Genomic DNA, 13,864 nt, shown 5'->3' with positions numbered 1-13,864 from the left:
CCCAACCTACGAAAGCTTCACGACCGAATCGCGCTTTTAATCAATCGATCTCAAGGGGCGCGATGAAGCGGGTAGATGCAAGGCGCCCGAGCGTTCACCAAGCGGAGTTGCCTTCTGGCAATGAGCATTGGGGAACGTTCGGGCAACGCAGCAGATACCTGCTTCAGCGCGTCCGATCCACCTTAGTGGCGGAAGTGGCGCATGCCGGTGAACACCATGGCAATGCCGGCTTCGTCGGCAGCGGCGATCACTTCGTTGTCACGCATCGAACCACCCGGCTGGATCACCGCGGTGATGCCGGCCTTGGCAGCGTTGTCGATGCCGTCACGGAACGGGAAGAAGGCGTCGGAAGCCATGACTGCACCCTTCACTTCCAGGCCAGCGTGCTCGGCCTTGATGGCGGCGATGCGGGCGGAGTTCACGCGGCTCATCTGGCCGGCGCCGACGCCGACGGTCTGGCGCGCCTTGGCGTAGACGATGGCGTTGGATTTGACGAACTTGGCCACTTTCCAGGCGAAGATCAGGTCATGGATTTCCTGCTCGCTCGGGGCGCGCTGGGTGACGATCTTCAGGTCATCGGCGGTGATCATGCCGATGTCGCGGCTCTGTACCAGCAGGCCACCGTTGACGCGCTTGAAGTCCCAGCCCGGCGCACGCTCGGCCGGCCACTCGCCGCATTCCAGCAGGCGCACGTTGGCCTTGGCGGCGACCACGGCGCGGGCGGCTTCGGAGATTTTCGGGGCGATGATCACTTCGACGAACTGACGCTCGACGATGGCCTGGGCGGTCTCGCCGTCCAGCTCGCGGTTGAAGGCGATGATGCCGCCGAAGGCCGACTCGGTGTCGGTGGCGTAGGCCAGGTCATAGGCCTTGCGGATGCCGCCTTCGTTCTCCGGAACCACGGCCACGCCGCACGGGTTGGCGTGCTTGACGATGACGCAGGCCGGCTTGACGAAGCTCTTCACGCACTCCAGCGCGGCGTCGGTGTCGGCCACGTTGTTGAACGACAGTTCCTTGCCCTGCAGCTGGATGGCGGTGGAGACGCTGGCCTCGCCCTTCTTCGCCTCGACGTAGAACGCCGCGCTCTGGTGCGGGTTCTCGCCGTAGCGCATCTCCTGCGCCTTGATGAACTGGCTGTTGAAGGTTCGCGGGAAGGCGCCGCGGTCGGCGGTGGACAGGGTGTCGCGCGCCTGGTCGATGGTGCCCAGGTAGTTGGCGATCATGCCGTCGTAGGCCGAGGTGTGCTCGAAGGCCTTCAGGGCCAGGTCGAAGCGCTGGGCGTAGGTCAGGCCGCCGGCCTTCAGGGCTTCGACGATGCCGGCGTAGTCACCGGCATTGACCACGATGGCGACGTCCTTGTGGTTCTTCGCCGCAGAACGGACCATGGTCGGGCCGCCGATGTCGATGTTCTCGATGGCGGTCGGCAGGTCGCAGTCGGCCTTGGCCACGGTCGCTTCGAACGGGTAGAGGTTGACCGCCACCAGGTCGATCGGCTTGATGCCGTGCTCTTCCATCACCGCGCCGTCGAGGTCGCGACGGCCGAGGATGCCGCCGTGGATCTTCGGGTGCAGGGTCTTCACGCGGCCGTCCATCATCTCCGGGAAGCCGGTGTAGTCGGCCACTTCCACGGCGGCGATGCCATTGTCCTTGAGCAGCTTGTAGGTGCCGCCGGTGGAGAGGATCTCCACGCCGAGGGCTGCCAGCTCACGGGCGAAATCGACGACGCCGGTCTTGTCGGAAACGCTGATCAGCGCACGGCGGACGGGCAGGCGGGTGGTTTGGTCGGTCATAACGGCTTCCACAAAGGCTTCGGGCTTTTCGCGTGTCAGGCGTGGGCCCGGCTGACCTTGCGGTCGCGGGCCCGCGCCTGCCACCTGTCAGAGAAGATCGTACTGCTTGAGTTTCTTGCGCAGGGTCCCGCGGTTCAGCCCCAGCAGTTCGGAGGCTTTGGTCTGGTTACCCTTCACGTGGTTCATGACGGTTTCCAGCAGCGGCGCTTCGACTTCGCAAAGCACCATGTTGTACACGTCCGTGACCGGCTGCCCTTCGAGATGGGCGAAATAGTTATGCAGTGCCTTTTCCACGCTGTCGCGGAGGGTCTGGCCCTCCTGCGTCGGAGTGGTCAGGTGCTGTTTAAGGTTGGCGTTGTCGCTCACGGGTGTCATTCCACTCACTAATGTCTCGGTCATCGTTGTCATGCGGCCACCCCTTCTCCGTTATTGTGGCGCTCGGCGAAGAACTGCCTGACGCTGGCGCTCTGTGCATCCGTGTCCTGCAAACGATTGAACTGGGCGCGGAACTCCGCCGCGCCCGGTTGGGTTGCGAGGTACCAGCCCACATGCTTGCGGGCAATGCGCACACCCATTTCCTCCCCATAAAACGCATGCAATGCAGCGAGGTGTTCGAGCAGGATGCTCTGCACCTCGTGCAGACTCGGCGCCGGCAATAGCTCGCCGGTGCTCAGGTAATGATCGATCTCGCGGAAGATCCAGGGATTGCCCTGGGCGGCGCGGCCGATCAGCAGGGCATCCACGCCCGTCTGTTCGAATACCTGCCGTGCCTTGCGCGGTGAATCGATATCACCGTTGGCGAAGACCGGAATCGAAACCGCCTGCTTGATCGCCGCGATGGTTTCGTACTCTGCTTCGCCGGTGTAGAGGTCGGCACGGGTCCTGCCGTGTACCGCCAGCGCCTGGATGCCCGACTGCTCGGCGATCCGCGCCACCGTCACACCGTTCTTGTTCGACCGGTCCCAACCGGTGCGAATCTTCAGGGTGACGGGAACCTCTACCGCCGCGACCACCGCCTCGAGGATGTCGGCCACCAGCCGTTCATCCTTCATCAGCGCCGAACCCGCGGCCTTGTTGCACACCTTCTTTGCCGGACAGCCCATGTTGATGTCGATGATCTGGGCGCCGAGCTCCACATTGCGCTGGGCAGCTTCCGCGAGCATCTGCGGGTCGCCGCCGGCGATCTGCACCGAACGCGGCTGATCTTCGTTGTCGTGCTGCAGGCGCAGGCGCGACTTGCGGCTGTTCCACAGGCGGACGTCACTGGTGACCATCTCCGATACCACCATGCCGGCGCCGAGGCGGCGGCACAGCTGGCGGAACGGACGATCGGTGACGCCGGCCATCGGGGCCAGGATCAGTCTGTTGGGCAGTGTGTAGGAGCCGATGCGTACCACCGACTGGATTTCCATGGTCAATGGGGCGGGAACACCGAGGCGCCGCGCGTTGTACCACTCGCGGATGCGTTTCGGGGCCTGCCACCGGTGCTAGCAAAAAAGGGAGGGCATGATACCCGCTCTCGATGACCGGATAAAGGCGATTTTGGATAAATTCTGAACAGCTTCGGGCTTAGCACCCAAGGTAGGAAGACGAGCGGAACTGGCGCTCTCAGGCGCTTTGAGCTACCCGCGGGGTCATTCCGGCGAGTGGAAGCTCAGGCTGTAGTTCACCGCTTTCGGGCCCGGGTCGAGGATGTCCAGGGAGATGTGGATCGGCGTCTGCGGCGGCATCTCGCTCTGCCCGGCCAGCTCGCCGGAGAGGTATTCGCTGGGCTTGAAACGGCGGCTGGCGATCAGTTGGCCGTTGAGGTCGGCGAAGCGCATTTCCAGCAGCGGGAAGGGCTGGGAGAAGTTCGCGCGGTTGTAGATGATCGCGTCCACGACCAGTGCGCCGCTGAAGTCCGGGTGGCTGCGCACCACCAGGTTGCTGCTGCGGATCTGCTCCACGTCGACCTTGGAAGGCAGGGTGCAACCCAGCTCCGGGCAGGCCTGGGCGAACCAGGGACGGTACTGGTCCTGGCGGGCCAGTTCGTCGAAGTGATAGGCGATGTACTGGCCAGCGAGGCCGGCCAGGGCCAGCAGCACCAGCAGCAGCCAGAACAGGCGGCGGCCCCAGCGGCTCTTGGGTTTCTGCCAGTCCAGTTGCAGCGGTTCGTCGCTCAGGTCGTGCAGGCCGTCGCCACCCAGCCCCGGCTCGGCGCGGCGGCTGTCGGCGCGCTGGTCGGCCAGCGGCGGCTCTTCGTCCTCATCGTCGACGGCATCGGGCTCGTCGTCATCGCGGCGGGCGCTGAAGGCAGGGAGCTTCTCGTCGTCGGTCTCGGCGCGCAGGGGGGCGGGGGCGATGCGCGGTTCGTGCGCCGGTTCGTCCTCTGCCTCTTCCGGCTCGGGCTCCTGGTCAGCTACCAGGCGTGCGCTGGCGAGCGACTCCTCCGGCTCATCGGCGGGCAGCTGGCCGAGGCTGGGCTCCTGGCGGGACACACGGCTGGCGCCTTTCTGTTCCTCTTCGATCAGGGCTTCGGCCCAGCGTTCGTCGTGCGGGTCGCGCTTCTCTTCCTGGCGAGTCTGCAGGGCTTCGCTGGGGCGCGGCGCGCGTTCGATGCTGAGAAATTCCTGGGACAGCTCGAACTCGTCGAGCTTCGCCAGCTCCTCGTCGAGATTGAGGCTATCCAGGTCGAGATCGTCGTGGATCCACAGCGTCTCGTCTTTCCTTGCCGTCATCGGGGCGGGCTTGGCTGGCTCGCTGATCACGGTTGCCGCCGGGGCGATCACCGTGGTCGCGGCAATGGTCGGGGCGGGTTCGGGGGCCGGTGTCGGTTTTGTTTCCACCTTCGCTTCAGTGATGGCGGGCTTTTCCGCCACATCGCTGGAGTGCCGCGCGGCGTGGGGCGCCAGCGGCCAGCCAAGGGTGGCGGTGCCGGGAGCGCTCACTGTGGCGGCCTTTTCGGGGGTGAAAGTGCTGAAAGCCGGCGCGGAAATCGGCGCAGAGGCGACCGGCTCCGGAGCTTTGGCTGGAGCCGCTTGCACGACCGGCTCCGGGGCAGATGCCGGTTTGGCGGCTTCGATGGGCGGTGCCGCGGTGGCAGCCACTGCCGGCCCCTGGGGCGGCTCGCCCACCATGTTCTGCGGTGCGCTGAACACTTTCAGGCAGGTTCCGCAGCGCACAGCACCGCTGGCCGCGCCCAATTGCGCCGCGTTGACGCGGAATCGGGTCTGGCAATGGGGGCACTGTGTGATGAAGCTGTCGCTCATGCGGCGGTCCGGCGGAAAAATCTGGCGGTTAGTCTAACTCAAGCCCCGTACAGCGGGCACTCAGCGGCGGCGGCCGCTGATGCGGATCCAGCCATCGCGCTCGGCGGTCGGGTCGAGGTCGAAGGCGCCGGCATAGGCGGCGCGCACTTCCTCGGCCTGCTCGGCGAGGATGCCCGAGAGGGCCAGCAGGCCACCGGACTTCACCAGCCCGGTGAGCTGTTCTGCCAATGTGACCAGCGGGCCGGCCAGAATGTTCGCCACCAGGACGTCCGCTGGTTCCTTCGGCAGATCAGCGGGCAGGTAGACGGGGAATTTCGCCGGGTCGATGCCATTGCGCGAGGCGTTGTCGCGGGAGGCTTCCAGCGCCTGCGGGTCGATGTCGGTACCCACCGCCTGTTCGGCCCCCAGCAGCAGGGCGGCGATGGCGAGGATGCCCGAGCCGCAGCCGAAATCCAGCACCTGCTGGCCGGCCAGTTCCTGGCCGTCGAGCCATTCCAGGCACAGCGCGGTGGTCGGGTGGGTGCCGGTGCCGAAGGCCAGGCCGGGGTCGAGCAGCAGGTTCACCGCTTGCGGTTCCGGGGCGTCGTGCCAGCTGGGGACGATCCACAGGCGGCGGCCGAAACGCATGGGCTTGAAGTTGTCCATCCAGCTGCGTTCCCAGTCCTGGTCCGCGATGTGCTCGATCTGGTGCTGGGGCAGTTCGCCGCCGGTCAGCAGGGTCAGATGGGCGATCAACGAGGTTTCGTCGGTGTCCGCCTCGAACAGCGCGAGCAGGTGGGTGTGGCTCCACAGCGGCGTGGTGCCCAGGTCCGGCTCGAAGATCGGCTGGTCTTCGGCATCCATGAAGGTCACCGATACAGCGCCGACTTCCAGCAGCGCATCTTCATAGGTTTCCGCCTGATCCGGGGTGATGGCGAGTCGGACTTGGAGCCAGGGCATGGGGCGGTACCTCGATCGTGCAGGGATGGCGCTGGAAAAGACAACGGACCGCCTGGGCGGCCCGCAGATAAAGGCGGCAAGCTTACTGCACGGCACCTTGCCATGCCAGCGGGCAGGAGCCGCAAAGCACAAGGGCCGCCCGGAGGCAGCCCTTGTGGTGGAGGCGAAGCAGCTTTCGACAGGCGCTTAGTGCTTGTCCATGCCCAGCTTCTTCTCCAGGTAGTGGATGTTCACGCCACCCTTGCAGAACTCTTTATCGCGGACCAACTCCTTGTGCAGCTCGGTGTTGGTCTTGATGCCATCGACGATCAGCTCGTCCAGCGCGTTGCGCATGCGCGCCATGGCTTCATCGCGATCCTTGCCGTAGGTGATGATCTTGCCCACCAGCGAGTCGTAGTTCGGCGGTACTGCGTAGCCGCTGTACAGGTGCGAATCCACACGCACGCCATTGCCGCCCGGTGCGTGGAAGTGCTTCACCTTGCCGGGGCTTGGCATGAAGGTCTTCGGGTCTTCGGCGTTGATCCGGCATTCCAGCGCATGGCCACGGATGACCACGTCCTCCTGCTTGAACGACAGCTTGTTGCCCGAGGCGATGCTGAGCATCTCCTTGACGATGTCGATGCCGGTGACCATCTCCGACACCGGATGCTCCACCTGGACGCGGGTGTTCATCTCGATGAAGTAGAAGCGGCCGTTCTCGTAGAGGAACTCGAAGGTGCCGGCGCCACGGTAGCCGATTTCCACGCAGGCCTGGACGCAGCGGGCCAGCACTTCGGCGCGGGCCTTCTCGTCGATGCCCGGGGCTGGGGCTTCTTCCAGGACCTTCTGGTGACGACGCTGCAGGGAGCAGTCGCGGTCGCCCAGGTGGATGGCGTTGCCCTGGCCGTCGGAGAGGACCTGGACTTCCACGTGGCGCGGGTTGGTCAGGAACTTCTCCAGGTAGACCATCGAGTTGCCGAAGGCCGCGCCCGCTTCGGTGCGGGTCAGCTTGGCGGACTTGATCAGGTCTTCCTCGTGGTGCACCACGCGCATGCCGCGACCACCACCGCCACCGGCGGCCTTGATGATCACCGGGTAACCCACTTCGCGGGCGATGGCCAGTGCGGTCTCTTCGTCTTCCGGCAGCGGGCCGTCGGAGCCCGGCACGGTCGGCACGCCGGCTTTCTTCATGGCGTCCTTGGCGGACACCTTGTCACCCATCAGGCGGATGACGTCGGCGCTCGGGCCGATGAAGGTGAAGCCGGAGCGTTCGACCTGCTCGGCGAAGTCGGCGTTCTCGGCGAGGAAGCCGTAGCCGGGGTGGATACCCACGGCGCCGGTGACCTCGGCCGCGGCGATGATCGCCGGGATGTGCAGGTAGGACTGCGCGGCCGGGGCCGGACCGATGCAGACCGCTTCGTCGGCCAGCGACAGGTGCATCAGCTCACGGTCGGCGGTCGAGTGCACGGCCACTGTCTTGATGCCCAGCTCCTTGCACGCGCGCAGGATGCGCAGCGCAATTTCGCCGCGGTTGGCGATCAGTACTTTTTCCAACATCGCAGGCTCCCCGCGCTTTAAACGATGGTGAACAGGGGCTGGTCGAACTCGACCGGCTGACCGTTCTCCACGAGGATCTGACCGATCACGCCGCTGGTCTCGGCCTCGATGTGGTTCATCATCTTCATGGCTTCGACGATGCAGAGGATGTCGCCTTTCTTCACGCTCTGGCCGACTTCGACGAAGTTGGCGGAAGTCGGCGAGGCAGCGCGGTAGAAGGTGCCGACCATCGGCGAGCGCACGGCGCCGGCGAGGTTCTGCGCAGCCGGGGCGGCTTCAGCGGCCGGAGCGGCAGCAGCGACCGGAGCTGCGGCAGGCGCCGGGGCGGGGGCGTAGGCAGGAGCGGCGGCATAGATCGGCTGGGCGGCGGTCTTGCTGTGGCGGCTGATGCGTACGGACTCTTCGCCCTCTTTGATCTCCAGTTCGTCGATACCGGATTCTTCGAGCAGTTCGATCAGTTTCTTGACTTTACGGATGTCCATCAGTGTTCGCTCTCCCAGGTGAGGTCACGGGCGTTCAAGTTGTTCGAGGGCGGATTCCAGGGCCAGGCGGTAGCCTGTGGCTCCCAGACCGCAGATCACCCCTACCGCCACGTCGGAGAAGTAGGAGTGATGCCGGAAAGGTTCACGTTTGTGCACGTTGGAGAGGTGCACTTCGATGAATGGGATGCTCACTGCGAGCAATGCGTCACGTAGAGCGACACTTGTATGCGTAAAAGCGGCCGGATTGATCAGGATGAAGTCCACGCCTTCGTTGCGCGCGGCGTGGATCCGGTCGATCAGTTCGTACTCGGCGTTGCTCTGCAGGTGCATCAGGTGGTGGCCGGCCTCGCGGGCGCGGCGCTCCAGGTCCTGGTTGATCTGCTCAAGGGTGACGGAGCCGTACTTGTCGGGCTCGCGGGTGCCCAGCAGGTTGAGGTTGGGCCCGTGCAGTACCAGTAAGGTCGCCATCTGGATGCTGTAGTCCTTGTTCTTGGCGGGATAAAGATAGGGCGGGACTATGCCGGAAAGCCGGCGTGACTGTCCAGTCATGCGGGTTTTGCCGTAGATGTCAGCATGTTGCCAGCCGATTACGGCAAAACCGTTGCAGTCAAACGCTGCTCAGGAGCGCGTTCCCGCCTGTTTGAGACGGTCGGCGAGGGTGGCGGCATCGGTCTCGCCGATGATGCGCAGATCGCTCCATTCGTCGCCTTTTGGCGAGAAGAACAGCAGCGCGGGCGGGCCGAACAGGTTGTAGCGGTCGAGCAGGGCGCGCTGTTCTTCGGTGCTGGCGGTCATGTCGAAACGCAACAGGACGAAGCCGGGCAGCTGCGACTGGACCTCCGGCGCCGGCAGTACCTGGCGCTCGATGATCTTGCAGCTGATGCACCAGTCGGCGTACCAGTCCAGCAGTACCGGGCGGCCGGCGGACCGGGCACTGGCCAGGGCGGCATTGAGCTGCGCGGGGCTGGTGATGTTCTGCCAGTCGCCAGGCGTGGAACTGGGTGGGCCGGCATGGATGCGCTGACCGCTGCGGCCCAGCGGGTGCAGCGGGTCGGACTCACCGCGCAGGGCGCCGGTCCAGGCGGCCACGGCGTAGACCAGCAGCATCAGGCCAAACAGTTGCCCAAGGCGCTGCAGCGGCTTCTTCGGCCCCAGTTCGAGGGTGCCGATGGCCAGGGCGACGCCGCCGGCAAGGGTGCCCCAGAGCGTCAGCGCTACCGGGCCGGAGACCAGTCGTTCGAGCATCCAGATGGCCACTGCCAGCAGCATCACGCCGAAGACGTTGCGCACGCCGTTCATCCAGGCGCCGCTCTTGGGCAGCAGTGCCCCACCGCCGACGGCGAAGATCACCAGCGGCGTGCCCATGCCCAGGCCGAGGGAGAACAGCAGCAGGCCGCCGCCCACTGCATCACCGGTGCTGCTGATATAGAGCAGCAGGCCGGCCAGCGGAGCGGTGACGCAGGGTGATACCAGCAGGCTGGAGAGCACGCCGAGGGTCGCCGCGCCGGCGATGGAGCCGCCTCGGGTGTTGTTGGCCATGTTGTCCAGGCGTTCGCGCAGGAAGCCCGGCAGGCGCATTTCGAACACGCCGAACATGGCGACGGCGAAGACCACGAAGAACGCCGCGAAGGGAATCAGCACCCAGGGCGACTGCAGCATCGCCTGCAGGTTGAGCTTGGCGCCGAACAGGCCCATCAGGGTGCCGAGCACCGCGTAGCAGGCGGCCATCGGCAGCACGTAGGCCAGCGACAGTGCCAGGCCGCGCATGCCGCCCGGACGGCCGCGCAGGACCACGCCGGAGAGGATTGGCAGCATCGGCAGCACGCAGGGGGTGAAGGTCAGCGCCAGGCCCAGCAGGAAGAAGATCACCAGCGCGCGGCCGAGTTTCTTGATCTTGCCCGGCTCGTGGTCGCCCAGCAGGCTGGCCAGCGGGTTGCCCGCGCTGGAGGCGGACTGGGCGGCGGCAGAGGGCGCGGCGCCGGCCACGACGCTGGCGGCCTGGCCGTCGGCGATCTGCAGGCGGGTGGTTTCCGGCGCGTAGCACAGGCCCTTGTCGGCGCAGCCCTGGTAGTTGACGACCAGGGTGAAGGGTTTGTGCTGCGGGTTGACCAGCGGCACGTCGATATCGGTGATGGCGTAGTAGACGACGGTGTCGCCGAAATAATCGTCGTGGTGCTGCTTGCCCGGCGGCAGCTTCACTTCGCCGACGCTCACGCCACTGTCGGCGGGCTCGATCTTGAAGCTGAACCGGTGCTGGTACAGGTAGTAGCCGTCGGCGTTGATGAAGCGCAGTTTCACCTGCTGGCTGTCGCTGTCCTCGACGCTGACGCGGAAGGCCTCGGCCACCGGCAGGAAGTCGCCCTTGGTCGGTTGCCCGACGGCGAAGCCGCCCTTGTCGGCGGGTTTGTCGAACAGGCCGGCGGAGGCGGGCAGGGCGACGAGGAGCAGGAGCAGGGTAAGCAGGCGGCGCATGGACATCTCGCGGACTACAGGGGTGGCGGGCATGATAGCGGAAAGCTTCCGGCGCAGCCCGAGGCGATGCCCGACGAGCTGTCACAAGAAGTGATCGGCCGCTTGGGACTGCGCCAGAGCGGTCGGGTTCCCCTGCTGCTCCTGCGTCAATCCGTCGCGTGCTGGCCGAAGGCTGCCAGCAGGTCGCTGACGAAAGCCTGTTCGGCGTCGCCGGGATGGCGACCGCGATGTCGCGTCAGGCTGAAGGCTACGTCGAAACCCAACTCGCCGGGCAGCAGTTCGCGCAATTGGCCGCGTTCGATCCAGGGCTGGGCGACGTGCCGGGGCAGATAGCCGATGTGCGCGCCGGAGAGGATGAAGGCCAGGCTGCCGTCCACCTGCTCGCAGCGTGCGCTGCTGCGGCTGGTCTGCAACGGTTCGTCGGCGGCGATGAAGCGGTAGGGGTGCAGCACCTGGTCGGCGTCCGCGAGGGAATCACGGGTCGGCTTCCTTTCCTTGAAGGCCGGGTGGCCGGTGCCGCAGTACAGCCCCTGCGGTTCGATGAACAAGGTGCGGTGCTGCAACGCGGCCTGGGTTCCGGCGAAGTAGCCGACCGCCAGGTGCAGCCGGTCCTGCAGGAGCAGGCGCTCCAGTTCGGCGGGCGTGGCGGTGAGCAGGTCGAGGGTGACCGCCTCGTTGCGTTGGCGGAAGCGCCGGATGGCCTCGGACAGTCGCTCCAGCGCGCTCTCTTCGAGGCTTTCCGACAGGCCGATGCGCACCTCGCCGAGCAGTTTGTCGGCCACCCCGCGCGCCTCGTCGCGGAAGTCCTCGATGGACAGGAACAGCCGCCGCGTCGCCTGCAACAGGTGCTCACCCTTGGGCGTCAGGCGGAAGCCGCCCTTGCCGCGTTCGCACAGGCGGTAGCCCAGGCGCGTCTCCAGCTTGGCCATCTGGATGCTGATGCTTGGCTGGCTCAGCCCCAGCTCGCCTTGTGCGGCGCTGAAGCCGCCGCATTCGACCACGGTGACGAACAGGCGCAGCAGCTGCAGGTCGAGATCGCGCAATTGGCTGAGCATGGTTGTCTCCAAACATTGTTATGATGAAATGCCAAAGTAATTAACTTTGTATTTTTGCAAAGTAAAGCCCGGCCCATGCTCGCCGCATAACCACAACAACTCCGAGGCGATGATCATGCGTGTGTTCTTCCGGGCGACTCTCGCGGCGCTGACCGTGGCGCTGGCCGTGCCCCTGCAGGCGCAGGAGCGGGTGCTCAACCTGTACAACTGGGCGGATTATGTCGGCGCGGATGCGCTGCAACGCTTCCAGAAGGAAACCGGCATCCGCGTCAAATACGACACCTTCGACAGCGCCGAGGTGCTCGACAGCAAGCTGATGACCGGCCGCAGCGGCTATGACGTGGTCTTCCCGGCCAGCAGCGGGCTGGCCCGCGCCATCCAGGCCAAGGCCGTGCAGCCGGTGGACGATGGGCAGCTGAAGAACTTCGCCAACCTCGATCCGGAACTGCTGGCGAAACTCGCAACCATCGATCCGGGCAATCGCTTCGGCGTGCCCTACACCTGGGGCACCGTGGGCCTGGCGATCAACAAGGACGCGGTGCTCAAGCGCATTCCCGATGCGCCGCTGGACAGCCTCGACCTGCTGTTCAAGCCCGAGTACGCCAGCCGCCTGGCTGACTGCGGCATCTCGCTGATCGATTCGCCCCAGGAAGTCATCAGCGTGGCGCTGAACTACCTGGGCAAGTCGCCCTACAGCACCGAGCCGGCTGACCTTGCCCAGGTGCGCGAGTTGCTGGCCAAGCTGCAACCCAACGTTCGCTACATCGCCAGCGGCAAGCACATCAATGACCTTGCCAACGGTTCGCTGTGCGTCGCGCTGACCTACACCGGCGACGCGCTGATGGGCGCCGCGCAAGCTAAGCAGGCGAACAAGCCGTTCGAGGTGATCTACCGGATACCCAAGGAGGGCACGCTGATCTGGTTCGACACCATGGCCATCCCGGTGGACGCCCCCCACCCGCAGGAAGCCCGCGCCTTCATCGACTTCATGCTGCGCCCGGAGTCCATCGCCGAGCTGACCAACACCCTGTATTTCGCCAACGCCAACCAGAAGGCCACGCCGCTGCTCAACGCTGACGTGGCAGGCGACCCGGACATCTACCCGCCGGCGGCGATGCGCCAGAAGTTGTTCGGCGAGCAATTGCTGACGCTCAAACAGCAGCGCGACCGCACCCGGTTGTGGTCGGCGTTCCGCACCCGTAGCTGACCTGGAACCTTTTGTCGGGTGCATAACGCGCCAGCGTTATCCGCCGAGCCGAAACAGAGCTGGCGGATAACCTGTTCCAGGTTATGCGCCCTACGTTGTGGACCGTCCCCGAACACCGTGACCCACCGATAACCAAGATGAGGAAGCCATGGATCTCGCTAACGACAACGACCAGGCCATCACCCGCAACAGCCTTTACGGCACCGCTGCCGAATCCACTTATGCCGGCATCACCAGCTTCATGCGCCGCCGCTACAGCCGCGACCTGCGCGGCGTTGACCTGGTGGTCAGCGGTGTGCCCTTCGACACCGCCACCACCAACCGCCCCGGCAGCCGCTTCGGACCGCGCGCGATTCGTGCCGCCTCGGTACAGATGGCGTGGGCCCGGCACTTTCCCTGGGAGTTCGACCCCTTCGACCACCTGGCGGTGATCGACTACGGCGACTGCTCCTTCGACCACGGCGTGCCGCAGGAAACCCCGGAAGTCATCGAAGCCCACGCCGCGCGCATCCTCGATGCCGGTTGCGCGCTGCTGACCCTGGGCGGCGACCACTTCATCAGCTACCCGCTGCTCAAGGCCCACGCGAAGAAGCACGGCCCGCTGTCGCTGATCCACTTCGACGCGCACAGCGACACCTGGCCCGACGAGGACTGCCAGCGCATCGACCACGGCACCATGTTCTACCACGCGGCCCGCGAGGGACTGGTCGACCCGTCGCGCTCGGTGCAGGTCGGCCTGCGCACCACCAACGACGACGTGATGGGCTTCCAGGTGCTGGACGCCCGCGAAGTCCATCGCAACTCGCCGCAAGCCATCGCCGAGCGCATCCGTGCGCGGGTCGGCGACAACCCGGTGTACCTGACCTTCGACATCGACTGCCTTGACCCGGCCTTCGCCCCGGGCACCGGCACGCCGGTGTGCGGCGGGCTGAGCTCGCACCAGGCGCTGGAAATCCTCCGCGCATTGCGTGGCATCAACCTGGTGGGGATGGATGTGGTGGAAGTCGCGCCGCCCTACGATAGCGCCGAGATCACCGCCCTGGCCGGCGCGACCCTGGCGATGGAGATGGTTTGCCTGTACGCGGCACGGCACAAGCTGGGCGAGCGTTGACAGCCCGCGTCCGCAATCACGGGG

General features: G+C 65.8%; 12 protein-coding genes. 2 read left to right on the top strand and 10 right to left on the bottom strand.

Annotated elements, in window-relative coordinates; translation table 11 throughout:
* Positions 1 to 182: 182 nt before the first annotated feature.
* The 10 genes from purH to RS899_RS23060 all read right to left on the bottom strand — a co-directional run bounded on the left by purH (position 183) and on the right by RS899_RS23060 (position 11,522).
* Entirely contained in the window at positions 183 to 1,790 is a 1,608-nt protein-coding gene (gene purH / locus RS899_RS23105; RefSeq protein ID WP_315808164.1) for a bifunctional phosphoribosylaminoimidazolecarboxamide formyltransferase/IMP cyclohydrolase, read from the bottom strand.
* Positions 1,791 to 1,877: 87 nt separating this feature from the next.
* Positions 1,878 to 2,198 carry a DNA-binding transcriptional regulator Fis gene (fis, locus tag RS899_RS23100; protein ID WP_024766365.1) on the bottom strand — a complete coding sequence of 107 codons (321 nt, stop codon included), beginning with the start codon at positions 2,196 to 2,198 and terminating at the stop codon, positions 1,878 to 1,880.
* The gene (gene dusB / locus RS899_RS23095) at positions 2,195 to 3,202 is read right to left on the bottom strand and encodes a tRNA dihydrouridine synthase DusB (RefSeq protein ID WP_037007535.1); all 1,008 of its coding nucleotides are present in this window, start codon (positions 3,200 to 3,202) and stop codon (positions 2,195 to 2,197) included. The genes fis and dusB overlap by 4 nt, the downstream gene beginning before the upstream one ends.
* Positions 3,203 to 3,424: 222 nt before the next feature.
* On the bottom strand, positions 3,425 to 5,038 hold the full coding sequence (locus RS899_RS23090; protein WP_315808163.1) for a DUF3426 domain-containing protein: 1,614 nt from the start codon (positions 5,036 to 5,038) through the stop codon (positions 3,425 to 3,427).
* A 60-nt stretch (positions 5,039 to 5,098) separates the two neighbouring features.
* The gene (gene prmA / locus RS899_RS23085; protein WP_054906432.1) at positions 5,099 to 5,977 is read right to left on the bottom strand and encodes a 50S ribosomal protein L11 methyltransferase; all 879 of its coding nucleotides are present in this window, start codon (positions 5,975 to 5,977) and stop codon (positions 5,099 to 5,101) included.
* 186 nt (positions 5,978 to 6,163) lie between these two features.
* Positions 6,164 to 7,513 (bottom strand): acetyl-CoA carboxylase biotin carboxylase subunit, encoded by a 1,350-nt coding sequence (gene accC / locus RS899_RS23080; RefSeq protein ID WP_054906434.1) that lies wholly within the window; start codon positions 7,511 to 7,513, stop codon positions 6,164 to 6,166.
* Positions 7,514 to 7,530: 17 nt separating this feature from the next.
* Complete coding sequence (accB, locus tag RS899_RS23075; RefSeq protein WP_054906435.1) at positions 7,531 to 7,995, bottom strand: acetyl-CoA carboxylase biotin carboxyl carrier protein; 465 nt, start codon at positions 7,993 to 7,995, stop codon at positions 7,531 to 7,533.
* Between the two features lie 24 nt (positions 7,996 to 8,019).
* Positions 8,020 to 8,463 (bottom strand): type II 3-dehydroquinate dehydratase, encoded by a 444-nt coding sequence (aroQ, locus tag RS899_RS23070; protein WP_015479055.1) that lies wholly within the window; start codon positions 8,461 to 8,463, stop codon positions 8,020 to 8,022.
* 150 nt (positions 8,464 to 8,613) lie between these two features.
* Positions 8,614 to 10,467: a protein-disulfide reductase DsbD gene (locus RS899_RS23065; protein ID WP_315808162.1), complete on the bottom strand. Its 1,854-nt coding sequence runs from the start codon at positions 10,465 to 10,467 to the stop codon at positions 8,614 to 8,616.
* 146 nt (positions 10,468 to 10,613) lie between these two features.
* A complete protein-coding gene (locus RS899_RS23060) occupies positions 10,614 to 11,522 on the bottom strand; it encodes a LysR family transcriptional regulator (protein ID WP_315808161.1) in 909 nt (302 codons plus the stop codon).
* Between the two features lie 115 nt (positions 11,523 to 11,637).
* Here RS899_RS23060 and RS899_RS23055 point away from each other — a divergent pair, with 115 nt between their 5' ends.
* Positions 11,638 to 12,729, top strand: a complete 1,092-nt coding sequence (locus RS899_RS23055; protein WP_315808160.1) for a polyamine ABC transporter substrate-binding protein — start codon at positions 11,638 to 11,640, stop codon at positions 12,727 to 12,729.
* A gap of 148 nt (positions 12,730 to 12,877) precedes the next feature.
* Entirely contained in the window at positions 12,878 to 13,840 is a 963-nt protein-coding gene (gene speB / locus RS899_RS23050) for an agmatinase (protein ID WP_054906438.1), read from the top strand.
* The last annotated feature ends 24 nt before the right edge of the window (positions 13,841 to 13,864 follow it).

Origin of the sequence: Pseudomonas sp. C9-3 (genome assembly GCF_032392015.1) — a bacterium.
GTDB classification, from domain to species: Bacteria; Pseudomonadota; Gammaproteobacteria; order Pseudomonadales; family Pseudomonadaceae; genus Pseudomonas; species Pseudomonas nitroreducens.
This window is presented reverse-complemented; position numbering and strand designations above follow the sequence as displayed.

What these genes read in the sequence shown, in the direction of transcription:
- aroQ (WP_015479055.1), bottom strand. Translation starts at nt 8,463, where the DNA reads ATGGCGACCTTACTGGTACTGCACGGGCCCAACCTCAACCTGCTGGGC.
- fis (WP_024766365.1), bottom strand. Translation starts at nt 2,198, where the DNA reads ATGACAACGATGACCGAGACATTAGTGAGTGGAATGACACCCGTGAGC.
- RS899_RS23055 (WP_315808160.1), top strand. Translation starts at nt 11,638, where the DNA reads ATGCGTGTGTTCTTCCGGGCGACTCTCGCGGCGCTGACCGTGGCGCTG.
- RS899_RS23065 (WP_315808162.1), bottom strand. Translation starts at nt 10,467, where the DNA reads ATGCGCCGCCTGCTTACCCTGCTCCTGCTCCTCGTCGCCCTGCCCGCC.
- accC (WP_054906434.1), bottom strand. Translation starts at nt 7,513, where the DNA reads ATGTTGGAAAAAGTACTGATCGCCAACCGCGGCGAAATTGCGCTGCGC.
- dusB (WP_037007535.1), bottom strand. Translation starts at nt 3,202, where the DNA reads ATGGAAATCCAGTCGGTGGTACGCATCGGCTCCTACACACTGCCCAAC.
- purH (WP_315808164.1), bottom strand. Translation starts at nt 1,790, where the DNA reads ATGACCGACCAAACCACCCGCCTGCCCGTCCGCCGTGCGCTGATCAGC.
- RS899_RS23090 (WP_315808163.1), bottom strand. Translation starts at nt 5,038, where the DNA reads ATGAGCGACAGCTTCATCACACAGTGCCCCCATTGCCAGACCCGATTC.
- RS899_RS23060 (WP_315808161.1), bottom strand. Translation starts at nt 11,522, where the DNA reads ATGCTCAGCCAATTGCGCGATCTCGACCTGCAGCTGCTGCGCCTGTTC.
- speB (WP_054906438.1), top strand. Translation starts at nt 12,878, where the DNA reads ATGGATCTCGCTAACGACAACGACCAGGCCATCACCCGCAACAGCCTT.
- accB (WP_054906435.1), bottom strand. Translation starts at nt 7,995, where the DNA reads ATGGACATCCGTAAAGTCAAGAAACTGATCGAACTGCTCGAAGAATCC.
- prmA (WP_054906432.1), bottom strand. Translation starts at nt 5,977, where the DNA reads ATGCCCTGGCTCCAAGTCCGACTCGCCATCACCCCGGATCAGGCGGAA.